This window comes from Pseudofulvimonas gallinarii, from assembly GCF_004343305.1.
GTDB lineage: Bacteria > Pseudomonadota > Gammaproteobacteria > Xanthomonadales > UBA2363 > Pseudofulvimonas > Pseudofulvimonas gallinarii.
Genome location: NZ_SMAF01000005.1, coordinates 102,454 through 117,390, shown reverse-complemented (window position 1 = coordinate 117,390; position 14,937 = coordinate 102,454). Strand labels below are relative to the sequence as shown.

Here is a 14,937-nt window from a genome sequence, read left to right as displayed (position 1 = left end):
GCCGACCTCGTCGCGCCTGGAATCGAACGGGCCGCATTGGAACGCATCGGCACGGACGGCCACGAAAAAGCCCGCTTTCCAGCGCGCTTCACGGACCTCGATGGAATCGGCTGGAACGTCATATGGTGGGCCGTGTTGGATTCGAACCAACGACCAATGGATTAAAAGTCCACTGCTCTACCGGCTGAGCTAACGGCCCATCGGGTGACGTTCCGGGCGTGGCGGAAGAGAATCGCGCTGGCCGCGTGCGGGCCGCCGCCGGGAACAGGGGCGCGATTGTAGCCGATAACGCCCCGGCGACGAACCCTTGCACGATGGCCCGTGAACGTCGTCGTCGACCAGCGATCGCAGCTAGGGCAGGGCGCCGGCGCCGCGATCCGTCCATCCGGCGTGCCTGACAGGTGAGCGCCGGCTTGACATGGGTCAACCACGGTACTCCCTGCCCGACGGGCGCTGGCACTACCATTGCCGCCATGACACGACGTTATTTCGGCACCGACGGCATACGCGGCCGCGTCGGCAAGTGGCCGGTCACCGCCGAGTTCATGCTCAAGCTGGGTTGGGCCGCCGGTCGCGTGCTCGCGCGCGGGGGCGGCTCGCCGGTCTTCGTGATCGGCAAGGACACGCGCATTTCCGGCTACATGTTCGAATCGGCGCTGGAAGCCGGCCTGGTGGCAGCCGGGGCCGACGTGCGCCTGCTCGGTCCGGTGCCGACGCCGGCGGTGGCCTACCTCACGCAGTCGCTGCGCGCCGATGCCGGCATCGTGATTTCGGCCTCGCACAACCCGTTCTACGACAACGGCGTGAAGTTCTTTTCCGCTGCCGGCGAGAAGCTGCCGGACGAGGTCGAGACGGCCATCGAGGCGGAACTGGACCAGCCGTTCACGACGGTGGATTCGGAACGGCTGGGTCGTGCGCGCCGCGTCGATGATGCGGTCGGCCGCTACTGCGAATTCGTCAAGCGTTCGGTCCGTGACGACCTGAGCCTGCGCGGGCTGCGCATCGTGCTGGACTGCGCGCATGGCGCGAACTACGTCGCCGGTCCGCGCGTGCTGCGCGAGCTGGGCGCCACGCTGGTCACCCTCGGCGACGCGCCGGATGGCCTGAACATCAACCGCGAAGTCGGCTCGACGCGACCGCAGGCGTTGATCGAAAAGGTCCTTGCCGAAGGCGCCGACCTCGGCATCGCCTTCGACGGCGACGGTGACCGTGTGCAGATGGTCGATGCCGATGGCCATCTCGTCGATGGCGACGACATCCTCTACATCCTGGCGAAGCAGTGGCGCCAGGCCGGCACCCTGACCGGCCCGGTCGTCGGCACGCTGATGAGCAACTACGGCCTGGAGCAGGCGTTCGCCGGCGCGGGCATCGGGTTCCTGCGCGCCCAGGTCGGCGATCGCTACGTCCATCGCATGCTGGTGGAGCGCGGCGGACGGCTGGGCGGTGAAGCGTCGGGCCACATCCTGTGCCTGGACCGTGCCAGCACCGGCGACGCGCTGGTGTCGGCGCTTGCGGTGCTGGAAGCACTGGCCGACAGTGGGCAGACGCTGGCGCAGGCGTGCGCCGGCTGGCGTCGCTATCCACAGACCACCGTCAACGTGCCGGTCAGCGGCAACGCGCGCGCCATCGTCGAATCGGAACTCGTACAGGCCGTCCGTCGCCATGTCGAGGCGCGCCTGGATGGGCTGGGCCGCGTCGTGCTGCGCCCGTCCGGCACCGAGCCGGTCATCCGCGTCACCATCGAGGCCGAAGACGCGGCCGTCGTCCAATCCGCGGTCGCCGAGCTGGCGGCCGCCGTCGAATCCGCTGTCTGAGGACCGTTCCAATGAGCACCGCCTACGTCCCCACCCTGGACATCCGCCGCTTTGACACCGACCGCGACAACTTCGTGCGCGAGCTGGGCCAGGCCTACGAACAGTTCGGTTTCTGCGGCATCAGCGGCCATGGGCTGTCGGCAGGGCTGCTGGACGGTGTCTATGACGTGTTCCAGCGCTTCTTCGCCCTGCCCACCGACGTCAAGATGCAGTACCACGTACCCGGTGGTGGTGGCGCGCGTGGCTACACGCCGTTCAAGGTCGAGACCGCGAAGGATTCGCAGCATCCGGACCTGAAGGAGTTCTGGCACATCGGTCGCGAGATTCCGCGGGATTCGAAGTATGCCGACGTCATGCCGCCGAACCTGTGGCCGACCGAGGTCGAGGGCTTCCGTGAATTCGGCTACGGCCTCTACGAGGCCCTGGACCAGCTGGGGGCGCGCGTGTTGCGTGCGCTGGCGCTGTACATCGGCCTGCCGGAAAACTGGTTCGACGACAAGATCAATTTCGGCAATTCCATTCTGCGGCCGATCCACTATCCGCCGATCGAGACCGAGGACGTGCCGAACGTGCGCGCCGGCGCGCACGAGGACATCAACTTCATCACCCTGCTGATCGGTGCCAGCGCCGCCGGCCTGGAACTGCTGGGCAAGGATGGCAAGTGGCTGCCGATCACCACGCAGGGCGACGCCATCGTCGTCAACATCGGCGACATGCTGCAGCGCCTGACCAACCACGTGTATCCGTCAACCACCCACCGCGTGGTGAACCCGAAGGGCGACGCCGCCCGCAAACCGCGCTATTCGATTCCCTTCTTCCTGCACCCGAATCCGGATTTCCTGATCGAGACGCTGCCGTCATGCATCACGCCGGACAATCCGGACCGCTATCCGCAGCCGATCACTGCGCACGACTACCTGCTCGAGCGCCTGCGCGAGATCCGCCTGATCTGATCCGCCTGATCCGATCCGGCGACGTCCGGCCAGGACATCGCCCCCGGGACGCCGGTAACGCAGCGCGTGACCGGCGTCATTCGAACGGATGCGCGAAGATGCCGTCCGCCTGCAGGACGAACACGGGCGTGGTGCTGTCGTTCCAGGTGTCGTCACCGAGCTGGCCATATTCGTTGCCGCCCCAGCAGCGGGCGCGGCCGTCAGTGCCCGCGGCACAGGAATGCGAGCCGCCAGCGGCAATGGCGAGCACGCCGCTCGACAGGCCGGTGACATTGACCGGTACCAGGCTGCTCGTCGTGGTGCCATTGCCCAGCTGCCCCCAGCCGTTGTAGCCCCAGCAGCGCGCCGCGCCGCCGGTGGTGACCGCACAGGTGTGGAGGGCGCCGGCGGCAACGGCGTGCCCGCCAGTGCTGAAACCGGAGACGTTCACCGGCGTGCTGCGGTCGATCGTGCTTCCGTCACCCAGCTGGCCGTCCTCGTTGATGCCCCAGCATCGGACCGCGCCGGTGGTCAGCACCGCGCAGGTATGGAAGCGGCCGGCACTGATCGCCTGCACGCCGCTGGTGAGGCCACTGACGTTCACCGGCGTCGAGCGCTGCGTGGTGCTGCCATCGCCGATCTGGCCGTAGTCGTTGTTGCCCCAGCAGCGCACGCCACCCGCGGTGGTCAGCGCACAGGTGTGCTCGCCACCGGCACTGATCGCCTGCACGCCGCTGCTGAGGCCGCTGACATTCACCGGTGACAGCCGGTTCGTGTCCGTACCGTCGCCGAGCTGGCCGAATCCATTGGCGCCCCAGCACTTCACGCCGCCCGTGCTGGTGAGCGCGCAACTGTGGTTCATGCCGGCACTGATGGCGGACGTTCCGCTGGCCAGGCCGATCACCGGCGTCGGAATGTCGCGGTCGGTATCGGTGCCGTCTCCGACCTGTCCGAAATAGTTGTAGGCCCAGCAGCGCGCTGCGCCATTGGCGACCGCGCAGGTATGGCTGCCACCACCGCTGATCGATTGCACGCCACTGGCCAGACCGATCACCGGCACCGCGACCGGCTGCTCGTAGCTGTCGCCGTTGCCGAGCTGGCTGTAGATGTTGTCGCCCCAGCAACGCATGGCGCCGCCAGTGAGGCTGGCGCAGCTGTGGAAGGTGCCGGTGGTGATGCGCACGACATGGCGCAGCGGTGTCGCCGGCCCACCGCCGAACGGGTCGGCGCCATGGGACGACGGTGCGGATCCGTCGAATGCGAAACCCGTTCCGGCGCAGAGCAGCGCCGCAACGGCAAGCACCGCGCGTACGCCGTCCGGGCGCCGGAATCCTCGGCGACCAGCCTCCATCGCCGTTGACTGCGGGCCCGTTGCGGCGGCCTTGCGGCGCGTTGGTTGGAAAAGGCGGAAGGTAACGGAATGCTTGCTGCGCATGACGGCCAATCCTGTGCGGAAGTGCTCGGAGCACGGTCACTTCCGGATAACGCGGCGCGCGTGCGGACTGCGACATGCGTGGCTTACAGGTGCGGGGATGGGCGCGCGATTCGGGCAGGGCCGTCCCGGGCCAGTGCGGCGCGACGTGGCGTGTCGCCCGGCCGAGCCCGCGACGTGGCGTACGGTGCCACCAGGGTGTTCAGCAGTACGTGCGAGCGCCTGGCACGGCTGTCCTCGCCATATTGCGCCGGTTGCACGTCAGCGGATCGCGCCGATCACACGCTTCCGCACCGGGTGGCGGGCGAGGTGCCGGGAAAGGTGCCGGGATGACGGTCGATGCAACCTGCACGGGGCAACCCTGCGAACGCATCGCAGACGATCAGGGCCGTCAGCGTCACCCGCTGGCAGGGGTCAGGGTTGATCCGCCCCTGCGGCGCAAGGGCAGCGCCGCCTCCGCCTGATGCTCCAGCGGTCGTGGAAATCCGCTGGCCCCGCTTCAAGCGGAGGCGGACCCGGCAATGCACGGCTAGGGCGCCTCGAACCCGTGTTCGAAAATCGAATCCCGCTGCAGCACGTTGACCGGCACCGTGCGGTTGGTGGTGGTGTAGTCGCCGAGCTGTCCCGAACCGTTGCCGCCCCAGCAGCGCATCTGTCCGTCGGGCCGGTCGGCACAGGTGTGGTGGTGGCTGCTTGCGAGCACGGCCACGCCGCTGGACAGGCCTTCGACGTTCACCGGCGTGGTGCGCATCGTGGTCGTCGTGTCGCCGAGCTGGCCGGCGTTGTTCTGGCCCCAGCAGCGCACCGCGCCGGTCGACGTCGCGGCACAGGTGTGGAACAGGCCGCTGGCGATGAGGCGGCCACCGCTGCTGAAACCGCTGACATTCACCGGCGTGAGCCGCAACGTGGTGCTGCCGTCGCCGAGCTGGCCGTCCTGGTTGTATCCCCAGCAACGCACGCCGCCCGCGACCAGGACGGCGCAGGTGTGCAGGCCACCGGCGCTGATCGCGCGCACGCCGCTGGACAGGCCGCTGACATCGACGGGTGACGTGCGAGGGGTCTGCGTACCGTCGCCGAGCTGGCCGAAATCGTTGCGGCCCCAGCATTTGACGCCACCGCCCGTCGTCATTGCGCAGCTGTGGTACGAACCGGTGGTGATGGCGCTGACGCCGCTGGACAGCGAGGCCACGTTCGACGGTGTCGGTCGCAGTGTCAGCGTGTTGTCGCCAAGTTGGCCGTCGCTGTTCAGGCCCCAGCATTTCACGCCACCGCCGCTGGTCAGCGCGCAGCTGTGGAAGGCGCCGGCACTGACAGTCGCGATGCCGCTGCCGAGGCCGGTGACCGCAACGGGTTCGCCCTGGTCGAAGGTCGATCCGTTGCCGAGCTGCCCGGACGCGTTCCGGCCCCAGCAGTACGCCGCACCCGCCATGACCGCGCAGGTGTGATCGGCGCCCGCGCTGAAGGCGGTGACAAAGCCGCCCAGCGCACGCACGCGCGCCGGCAACGGCTGCATCGGTGCGCCGCTGCCGTCGCCGACCTGGCCGGCGGCATTGTTGCCCCAGCAGACCAGTGAACCGCTGGATAGCCGGGCACAGGTGTGCGTGCCGCCGGTGGCCATCGCCTCGACGTTGCGCAGCGGCGTCAGCACGAGGCCGCGTCCGGCATCCATCCAGGGATCCGACTCGGCTGCATCCACATCCACGGTCACCGCGACAGCCACGGCGGTCCACGTGACGGCGGCGGCGACGCGCGACAGCAGGCGACGTCCCGGCGGTTGCCGGCGTCCGCCATCGAGGCTGCGCAGGAATCCGGGTTTCGCGGGCTTGGAAGGAGACGGGCGCATCGAAACATCCTGTGTGGACGGCCGGGCGGCCAATGCCAGTCCAGACGCAAAAAACGACGCGTGACCGTCAACCGTCCATCATCCGTGGCCTGCCGGAGCCAGCCGCTGCTGGCGTTGCATCGCAACACGCCAGCGCGCGCCAGGACGATGGCGCCGCGCGACGCGCGCGTCCTGCCAGCCTTGCGGCTTCCGGGCTATGATCGCCGCGTCATCGGGCGCCACCGCCGTCCGCACAGGGAGAGCGAAACATGGGGATGCTGGCCAGACTGACCCGGCACAAGACGATTGAGCAGTTGCAGGCGGACCTTGGCGGTCGCCGCGATTTCCGCCGCGTGCTCGGCCTCTGGCAGCTCACCAGCATCGGACTGGGCGGCATCATCGGCGTCGGCATCTTCGTGCTGGCCGGCCAGCAGGCGGCAGCCAATGCCGGCCCGGCCGTGGCCCTCGCCTTCATCATCGCGGGCATCGCCAGCGCCGCGGCGGCGCTGTGCTACGCCGAGTTCGCCGGCATGATTCCGGTCACCGGCAGCGCCTACACCTACGGTTATGCCGTGCTCGGCGAGTTCGCCGCCTGGCTGATCGGCTGGGACCTGCTGCTGGAGTACGGGCTGATCGTCGCGGCCGTCGCCAGCGGCTGGTCCGGCTACGTGCAGGACATCCTCGAGCGGGTCGGCCTGGGCCTGCCGGTCTGGGCGCAGGGCGCCTATGGCACTGGCGAAGGCCGGTACTTCAACGTGATCGCCGCATTCGTGGCGATGGCGATCGCCGTGCTGCTGACCATGCGTACCGAGATCGGCGCGCGCCTGAACACGCTGGTCGTGATCGTCAAGATCATCGGCGTGGCACTGATCATCGGCGTCGGCGTGTTCTATGTCGACCCGGACAACTGGGTCCCCTTCATCCCCGAGCGCATCGTCGATGCCGATGGCGTCGGCCGCTATGGTTTCTCCGGTGTCGTCACCGCTGCGGCCGTGGTGTTCTTCGCCGTATTCGGCTACGACACGCTGACGACCGCGGCCGAGGAAGCCAAGGATCCGCAGCGTGACCTGCCGCGCGCGATCCTGCTGTCGCTGGGCATCTCCATGGCGCTGTACCTGACCATCTCCATGGTGCTGACCGGTGTCGCCCACTACTCGACGCTGGGCAACGATGCGCCGGTCGCCAATGCCTTCACCTCCATCGGGCTGACATGGGTGAGCGCGGCAATTTCGGTTACCGCCATCACCGGCATCATCTCGGTGGTGTTCGCCTTCATGCTTGCCGCGGCGCGCATCTGGTTCGCGCTGGCGCGCGACGGCCTGCTGCCGGCGTGGTTCGCAAAAACTCACCCGAAATACGGCACGCCGTATCGTCCGACGCTGCTGCTGGGTGTGCTCACGGGGCTGGTCGCCGGTGCGCTGCCGCTGGGTGAACTGGCCGAACTGGTCAACATCGGCGTGCTGGCCGCCTTCATCGTCATCTGCAGCGCCATAATGGTCCTGCGTCGCACGCGTCCCGACGTGAAGCGCGGCTTCCGCACGCCGTTCGTGCCGCTGGTGCCGATCATCGGCATCGGCTTCTCGATCTGGCTGATCTCCGGCCTGCCGTGGCAGACCTACGAGCGCTTCGGGATCTGGCTGCTGATCGGCCTGGTCATCTACTTCGGCTACGGCATGCGCCACAGCAAGCTCAACCGCGAAGGCTGATGCACGATGTCGGCCCGCCTCAATAAGCGGGAACGGCTGCGCCTCGAAGGGTGGTGCTTCTTGCCGGGTTCGCCATTGCGCTTGTTCGGGTCGTTGTCGTTGCATTGTTGCCGTCAAAACGCGCAGGCGTCCTTTCTCCACCGGCTGGTCAGAACCGGCCAGTCTTGGGCATGGGCATCAATCCGTGCAGCGGGTACGACGGGTCCTGGGCAAAGGTTGAGGCCTCAATCGATAGTCACGTTCCGGGCGATGCACGACTGTCGATAACCGGAATGCACACGAATACGCTGGAGGCCATGGGTTATCGCCTGGTCGATGACCGGCTATTCATCGTCAGGCTGGACGGCGCATTGTGGAGAACCTGATGCGGGGCGAAGCAGAGCCGGACACATCGCCCGCTGGCCAAGGCGAGATCATTCATGGGGTCGATTTGAACCCACGATTGGCAAACGATCTTGTAAAGGTGGTTACAGAAGGCATCCGGCATGCAACGTCCGCACCGCACGACTACGGTGTTCTGGATGCGCCACTGATCAAGCTTCGCATATCGGGCTGGCTGTGCGGGGAGTTGGATGTGACGGCGGATGGAGTGGCTGCCGAGACTTTTCGCAGATTGGTGACCGAGGTCTTTGCGCTCGCCAAGCCGGATCGTCAGGATGACGCCGGGCAGGCTCTGGACGCCGCTGTCGGGCGGATGGTTGCGATTCTCGAGGCGCCATAGGCCGGACGACATCAAACCACCGTTTCACTACCTGGCGCGGGTCAGCGTGTCGCGTTGATTACGTTTTCGGCGGTGCATGTAACTGTCCCGGGCGCGCTCCGCTTACCCGGGCTACTTCCGGATGCCCGCAGCGCGATCAGCGCTCGTGGAGGGCAGGGTGCGCGAGGATATCCACGCGCAGGCCGGGGAAGCGTTCAAAGTCGCGGTCGAAAGTGCCCAGCGTCGCGCTGTGCTCGATGGCCAGTGCGGCCAGATGGGCATCGGTTACCAGGTCACCGCCACGTCCAGCTCCGATCAGCAGGCGCGCCAGCACCGCGGCATGACGATCGGTCGGATGCAGCAGACGCGCGCGTGGATGGTGCAGCCATGTATCCACCTGGCCCAATGCCTGATCCAGCGACAACGGGTTCGGGTAGATCCCGCGCCGTGTCGCGATGCGCACGAAGCCGAGCAGCGCGACCCAGGCGAACGCGATGCCGCCCGATTCGTCGTAGGCCTGTTCAAGCCAGCGCGTGGCGATGGCCTGCTGTGCGCAGTCGGCATTGACGGCGTAGAGCAGGATGTTGACATCGGGTGTTCTCATGGGCGGTATCGCGCCAAGGTGTCCTGATCGTCCAGTTCTCCCGCCAGCGCCAACGCTTTTGTCAGGTCGGTTCGCGGACGTCCCATGGAGAACACCTGTTGCCGGAATGGCGGTGGCGGACTCGCGGGCGTCGCCAGTGCCGACCGCACCGCGTCGTTGAGCACCTGCTTGAACGGGCGGCCCTGTTCGCGCATTGCCTGTTTCAGCAGCGCTTCGACATCCGGATCCAGAGTGATTGTGGTTCGCATGACAGCAATGGCATCAAAAACGGAATCATCATGATGCTACCGGGTGGCTACTGGATCAAGCCATTGGCTGCCCGTCACTCAGGAAGGGGGCAGGGTGCGACAACCCAGGGCGCTGAGCAGGTCGTGCAGGGCCGGGACGTGAATCAGCCAGGGGGCGAAGACGGTGAGGCTGCCGGCGGCGATGACCAGGGCACCGAGGCTGCGGCGCAGGCGTGGTTGCGCGAGGCGGCGGGCGAGGCGGGCGCTGCCCCAGGTGACGGGTACCATGGTCAGCAGTGTGCCGGTGCCGAAGGCGGCCATGGTCAGCGTGGCGTTGAGCGGATCGACGGTGAACAGCGCCACCAGCAGCATCGACCATGACAGGCCGCAGGGCAGCCAGCCCCACAGTGCGCCGAGGACGAGTCGCTTCCAGGCGCGGTCGGCGGGCAGCAGGCCGCGGCCGAGTTTCTGCAGCGTCGGCCAGATCGCGCGACCGATGCGGCCGACGGCACCCAGTCGGTCGCGGCCGCCGAGCAGGCGCAGGCCAACGAGTATCAGGACCAGGCCGACCGCCAGGCGCAGGGCGAACATCAGTCGCGGCAGGTCCAGCCCTTGCACCAGCACGGTGCCGAACACGCCGACCAGCAGACCGCCGATCGAATAGCCGATGACGCGGCCGATGTTCAGCGCCAGCGCCGCGTTCAAGGCGGCGCGACCGGTGACGGGCGCATCGCCTGGAGCGCGGCTGGCGGCGGCCAGTCCGGTGGCGACGCCGCCACACATCACCAGGCAGTGCACGCCGCCGATCAGTCCGGTAAGCAGCGCGGCGCCGAGGGTGATGAGGTCGATGGGCACGGTTCAGTCGCCGCGCTGCGCGCCATGGCCATCGCGCCTGCTGTCGCCGCTGGCGCGTTCGTCGTCGTCGCCCGGCTTGGGCATTGCGCCGCTGCCCAGCGGCGGCGGGTCTTCTTCGAGAATGCGCAGCGCCGGGGTTTCCAGATCATCGAACTGGCCATGGTTCACTGCCCAGAAGAACGCCCATACGGCGAAGCCGATGAGAAGCAGGCTGACCGGGATCAGCACCAGCAGGATGTTCATGCCGCGGCGCGCTCCGTAGCTTCGTGGCCCGATGGTAGGCGCGCCATGGTGACCGCAGGTGAACGCGACAGGCGCAGCGCGTTGCCGGTGACGATCAGCGACGACGCGGCCATGCCCAGCGCGGCGAGCCACGGCGTCACCAGGCCAAGCGCGGCGATGGGCAGGGCGATCAGGTTGTAGGCCGCGGCCCAGGCGAGATTCTGGCGGATGACACGGCGGCAACGGCGGGCGATATCGATGGTCTGCGGCACGCGCAGCAGCGAATCACCCAGCAGCACGATGTCGGCGGCGCGATGTGCATTCGGCGCGCCGTGGCCAAGGGCGATGGAGACGTCAGCGCCCGCCAGCACCGGCGCATCGTTGATACCGTCGCCTAGCATCGCGACGACGTGGCCTTCGTCCTGCAGTGCACGCACGGCGTCGAGCTTGTCCTGCGGCCGCTGACGCGCGCGCCGGTCGGCGATGCCGAGACGCGCGCCGACATCGGCGACGGCGGCGGGTCCGTCACCACTGAGGATGACCAGTTCGAGCTGCTGCGCGCGAAGTCGTGCCATGGCGTCGGCGGCGCAGGGACGCAGGTCGTCGCCGACACGGAAGCCGGCCAGCGCCGTCGGCGTGTCGTCGTTGTCGATGCGCGACAGCCAGATGCGGTCGCCATCGACGCGTGCGGCCGGACCCAGTGCGAAATCGGCGCGGCCGAGGCGGTAGTGGACGCCCGCAATGCGGCCTTCCAGGCCGGCGCCGGGCGTGATCGTCACGTCGCCGGCACGCAGCGGCGTTGCGCCTGCGTTGGACGTGAAGGCCGAAGCGATGGGGTGGCTGCTGTGCCGCTCCAGCGCGGCGGCGATCGCCTGCACCTGCGTCGCGTCGAGATCGCCCCGCGTTTCGATGTCGTCGATGCGCTGGCGGCCGGTGCTCAGCGTCCCCGTCTTGTCGAGCACGATGATGTCGGCGCGTGCCAGCGTGTCCAGCCCTTCGTTGCCCAGCACCAGCACGCCCATGGACGCCAGGCGCGCATGGCTGGCGGCCAGCGCGGCGGGAATCGCCAGCGACAGCGCGCAGGGGCAGGAAATGATGAGCAGCGCCAGCGTCACCTCAAGCGCGCGATCGGGCTGGTGGAAGCGCCAGGCGACGGCAATCACCACCGCCGAGAGCAGAAGTCCGAGTACGAAGCGGCTGGCGATGGCGTCGGCGACCCGCGCCAGTTGCGGCCGCTGCGCCTGGGCCTGTTCGACCAGTCGCACAAGATCGGACAGCACCGTGTCCTGGCCGGTGCGCTCGACGCGAAGTCGGGCCGGACTGTTCACCGCCAGGCTGCCGGCGAGGACGGTGTCACCGGGCTGGTGCAGCACCGGCCGTGATTCGCCGCTGAGCAGCGCCTCGTCGAATTCGCCGGGCGCTTCGAGCAGGATGCCGTCGGCCGGTACGGTATCGCCGGCACGCACGCGGGCGATGTCGCCGATGGCCAGCGCGTGCAGCGGCACCTGTTCACTCTGGCCGTCATGCGTTTCCCGCCAGGCCAGCGCCGGACGCGCGCGTGCCAGCGTGTCGACGGCCGCCTGCGCGCGTTGTCGCGCCATGCGCTCCAGGTAGCGGGCGACCAGCAGGAACAGCACGAACATCACCGCGGCGTCGTACCAGACGTGCGGTCCGCCGCGGAACGTTTCCAGCACGCTGGCGGCCCAGGCGATGAGCACCGAACTGGCGATCAGCGTATCCATGCCAAAGCGACGCAGGCGCAGCTCGTTGGCCATGCCGCGCAGGAAGGGTTGCCCGGAATAGAACACCACCGGCGTCGACAGGGCGAAACACAGCCAGCGCATGAAGTCGCGGGTGGCGACCGGCATGGTGTTGTGGAAATCCAGGTACAGCGCCTCGGCCATCATCATCGCCTGCACCGTGCCCAGGCCGGCAACCAGCAGGCGCTTGAGCAGGTCGCGGCGTTCGGCGCGGCGGGCCTGTTCGGTGGCTTCACCGGTGGCGAGGTGCGGCCGGTAGCCGAGGCTGGCCAGGCGCTGCAGCAGCACGCTCAGCGCGGTCTTTTCCGGCTGCCAGCGCAGCTGCAGGCGACCGGTGACGGCGTTGGCTTCGGCTTCGACGACGCCGGGCATCGGCGACAGCGCGCGGCCGATCAGCCAGGCACAGGCGGCGCAGCGGATGCCTTCGACCAGTACGGTGATCCCGCGTTCGCGCTCGTCGCCGCGCGCATGCGCGGCAAGGACGTCGGCACGATCCCAGGCCGAGAAATCGCTGTCCGCCACGTCGACGCGCAGGCCGTCGGCGCTGCGCAGGCGGTAATAGTCGTCGAGCCCGGCGTCGCTGATCCAGCTCGCGGCGGCGGCGCAGCCGCTGCAGCACATCGGGTGGTCGTGGTCGCCGATGCGGACGACGACCGGCGAAGCGGGCAAGGGTTCGCCGCAATGGAAACAGGAAGCCGTATCCATGCCGGCCATGCTAGCGCTCATGGCTGGCGGGGCGCGGTCCAGTCAGCGAAACGCGGGCTGTTCACCGCCCCAGCGCGGGTCGCAGGTCGGCGCTGTCCTGGTCCTGCACCAGACGGCCCACCAGTCGCCAGCTGCCGTCGGCGGGCGCCAGCTGCACGTTCCAGTCGTGGCTGGCCTCGATGATCGCTTCGGCGCTGAAGACACGGTCGTCCGTGCGTACCAGCGCGATGGACTGGTCCATGGAGCCGGCGATGGGATGCGCCAGCGTCAGTGTCAGCGCATCGACGGGCGGCAGCGCGCCTTCGACGCGCACGACCACGTTGTCGCCATCGGCGGTGCCCCGCGACAGTGTGGCGGCCAGGCCGAACGCCTGCGTGCGGCGGTCGGCGGCGAGGTCGCGTTCCTGGATCTGCGCCGTGCGTTTCACCGGATCGATGACGGCGTCGCTGCTGCCGGAGCCGAGCGCGATGAACAGCGTGGTGACGCCGGCGACCACCGCCATCAGCGGCAGGACGACGACCATCCAGGCGAGCACGCCGGCATCGCGGAATCGGGAGCGCTTGCCTGTAGTCATGGCGGTGCGAAGAAGGCGGTGGTGTGGTCGACGCTGATGGCGTCGTCATCGCTGCGCACGACGCGCAGCAGGATTTCGGTGCGACCCTGGCCGCGGCCGGCGTCGGCCTGCAGCGTCAGCGGCAGTTCAAGCGTGGACTCGGCGCCGATCTCGCGCTCCAGCGGCGCACCAACCAGTTCGACGCCGTCGGCGCCGACCAGTTCGATGCGGAAGCTGCGCGGCTGCACGTCCTTGTTGGAGATCTTCACCGTGTAGGCGTTCTCGACGCGGTCCTCCACGACCCGGTACAGCGCGTTGCGGTCGCGCAGCACATCCACGATCAGCGGCGTGCGCTGGCTGATGCTGATCGCCCAGGCCGTGAAGATGCCGACCAGCAGCGTGGCATAGACGAGGATGCGCGGGCGCAGGACGCGCGTCGGCTTGCCGTCGAGCGCGTTCTGCGTGGTGTGCCGGATCAGGCCGCGCGAGAACCCGACCTTGTCCATCACCTCGTTGCAGGCGTCGATGCAGGCGGCGCAGGCGATGCACTCGTACTGCAGGCCATTGCGGATGTCGATGCCGGTAGGGCAGACCTGGACGCAGATCGTGCAGTCGATGCAGTCGCCGAGTTCGGCCGGCGGCACCGTGGTCTGCTCCGCCTCGCGGGCCGCGGCGGCGAGATCGGGCTGGTCTTCCAGGGTACGTTCGAAGAAGTCGCTGGTCAGGCGCACGCCTTCGCGGCCGTATTTCGCGCGCGCCTTGTCGTAGGCGGCGACCACCCAGGCCATCGCCTTGTCCAGCGGCAGCAGGCCGCGACCACGCGCAAAGACGTCGCCAAGGCCACGCTTGCGTGGGCCGCGCGGTTCGCCGCGCATCGGGTCATAGGCGATGATGAGCGTGTTGCGGTCGAACATCGCGCTCTGGAAACGCGCGTAGGGACACATGTACTTGCAGACCTGCTCGCGCAGGAAACCGGCATTGCCCCACGTGGCGAAGGCGTAGAACAGCACCCAGAAGGTTTCCCAGGCGCCCCAGTCGAACGGCAGCAGGCGCGCGCCGAGGTCGCGGATGGGCGTGAAGAAACCGACGAAGGTGAACCCCGTCCACAGCGCGAAGATTACCCACAGGCTGTGCTTGGCGCCCTTGCGCAGGATCTTCTCGCGGTTCCACGGGCCGGCGTCGAGCTTCATGCGCTCACGGCGGTCGCCTTCGGTCCAGCGTTCCATCCACAGGAACACTTCCGTCCACACCGTCTGCGGGCAGGCGTAGCCGCACCACAGGCGTCCGGCGAGCGCGGTGAAGAAGAACAGCGACAGGCCGGCCATCACCAGCAGCAGCGCCAGGTAGATGAAGTCCTGCGGCCAGAAGGCGAGGCCGAAGACGTAGAACTTGCGCGCCGGCAGGTCGAACAGCACCGCCTGGCGGCCGTCCCAGGACAGCCACGGGAATGCGTAGAACATGCCCAGCAGCCAGAATACCGCGGCCACGCGCAGCCGCTGGTAGCGACCACTCACGTCACGCGGATAGACCTTGCCTTCACTGGCGTAGGGCGAGTCGTCCTTCTCCAGGACGACGTCGATAGCCTTGCTCATTGTCTTGACCGAA

The 14,937-nt window shown here is 68.2% G+C and carries 13 protein-coding genes and 1 tRNA gene; 4 read left to right on the top strand and 10 right to left on the bottom strand.

From position 1 onward, the window contains the following. Positions 1-123 precede the first annotated feature (123 nt). A tRNA-Lys gene (locus tag EDC25_RS05220) sits at positions 124-199 on the bottom strand. A 274-nt stretch (positions 200-473) separates the two neighbouring features. Between EDC25_RS05220 and glmM the strand changes: the two genes are divergently transcribed. After that, a complete protein-coding gene (gene glmM, locus EDC25_RS05215; protein ID WP_123520886.1) occupies positions 474-1,814 on the top strand; it encodes a phosphoglucosamine mutase in 1,341 nt (446 codons plus the stop codon). 11 nt (positions 1,815-1,825) lie between these two features. Continuing rightward, the gene (locus EDC25_RS05210) at positions 1,826-2,767 is read left to right on the top strand and encodes an isopenicillin N synthase family dioxygenase (RefSeq protein ID WP_132577282.1); all 942 of its coding nucleotides are present in this window, start codon (positions 1,826-1,828) and stop codon (positions 2,765-2,767) included. Positions 2,768-2,843: 76 nt separating this feature from the next. On the opposite strand, the gene EDC25_RS05205 is transcribed toward EDC25_RS05210, so the two are convergent. Both EDC25_RS05205 and EDC25_RS05200 read right to left on the bottom strand, forming a co-directional pair. Continuing rightward, positions 2,844-4,049 (bottom strand): RCC1 domain-containing protein, encoded by a 1,206-nt coding sequence (locus EDC25_RS05205; protein WP_164483885.1) that lies wholly within the window; start codon positions 4,047-4,049, stop codon positions 2,844-2,846. Positions 4,050-4,707: 658 nt separating this feature from the next. Then, the gene (locus EDC25_RS05200) at positions 4,708-6,021 is read right to left on the bottom strand and encodes an RCC1 domain-containing protein (protein ID WP_132577280.1); all 1,314 of its coding nucleotides are present in this window, start codon (positions 6,019-6,021) and stop codon (positions 4,708-4,710) included. Between the two features lie 248 nt (positions 6,022-6,269). On the opposite strand from EDC25_RS05200, the gene EDC25_RS05195 reads away from it, so the two are divergent. Continuing rightward, positions 6,270-7,706, top strand: coding sequence for an amino acid permease (locus EDC25_RS05195; protein ID WP_123520890.1), 1,437 nt, complete (start codon positions 6,270-6,272; stop codon positions 7,704-7,706). Between the two features lie 364 nt (positions 7,707-8,070). After that, on the top strand, positions 8,071-8,427 hold the full coding sequence (locus EDC25_RS05190) for a hypothetical protein (protein WP_123520891.1): 357 nt from the start codon (positions 8,071-8,073) through the stop codon (positions 8,425-8,427). Positions 8,428-8,563: 136 nt separating this feature from the next. Here the strand turns inward: EDC25_RS05190 and EDC25_RS05185 are convergent, their stop codons facing one another. From EDC25_RS05185 to EDC25_RS05155, 7 genes are all read right to left on the bottom strand, one after another. Next, the gene (locus EDC25_RS05185) at positions 8,564-9,010 is read right to left on the bottom strand and encodes a TA system VapC family ribonuclease toxin (RefSeq protein WP_123520892.1); all 447 of its coding nucleotides are present in this window, start codon (positions 9,008-9,010) and stop codon (positions 8,564-8,566) included. Beyond that, entirely contained in the window at positions 9,007-9,258 is a 252-nt protein-coding gene (locus EDC25_RS05180; protein WP_123520893.1) for a ribbon-helix-helix domain-containing protein, read from the bottom strand. Before EDC25_RS05180 ends, EDC25_RS05185 begins: the two co-directional genes overlap by 4 nt. A 78-nt stretch (positions 9,259-9,336) precedes the next feature. Beyond that, complete coding sequence (locus EDC25_RS05175; protein ID WP_123520894.1) at positions 9,337-10,092, bottom strand: sulfite exporter TauE/SafE family protein; 756 nt, start codon at positions 10,090-10,092, stop codon at positions 9,337-9,339. 3 nt (positions 10,093-10,095) lie between these two features. Continuing rightward, a complete protein-coding gene (gene ccoS, locus EDC25_RS05170) occupies positions 10,096-10,335 on the bottom strand; it encodes a cbb3-type cytochrome oxidase assembly protein CcoS (protein WP_123520895.1) in 240 nt (79 codons plus the stop codon). Then, positions 10,332-12,800, bottom strand: coding sequence for a heavy metal translocating P-type ATPase (locus EDC25_RS05165; RefSeq protein ID WP_123520896.1), 2,469 nt, complete (start codon positions 12,798-12,800; stop codon positions 10,332-10,334). The genes ccoS and EDC25_RS05165 overlap by 4 nt, the downstream gene beginning before the upstream one ends. 40 nt (positions 12,801-12,840) lie before the next feature. After that, the gene (locus EDC25_RS05160; protein WP_123520897.1) at positions 12,841-13,353 is read right to left on the bottom strand and encodes a FixH family protein; all 513 of its coding nucleotides are present in this window, start codon (positions 13,351-13,353) and stop codon (positions 12,841-12,843) included. Beyond that, positions 13,350-14,924: a 4Fe-4S dicluster domain-containing protein gene (locus tag EDC25_RS05155; RefSeq protein WP_123520898.1), complete on the bottom strand. Its 1,575-nt coding sequence runs from the start codon at positions 14,922-14,924 to the stop codon at positions 13,350-13,352. The genes EDC25_RS05160 and EDC25_RS05155 overlap by 4 nt, the downstream gene beginning before the upstream one ends. Positions 14,925-14,937: the final 13 nt, after the last annotated feature.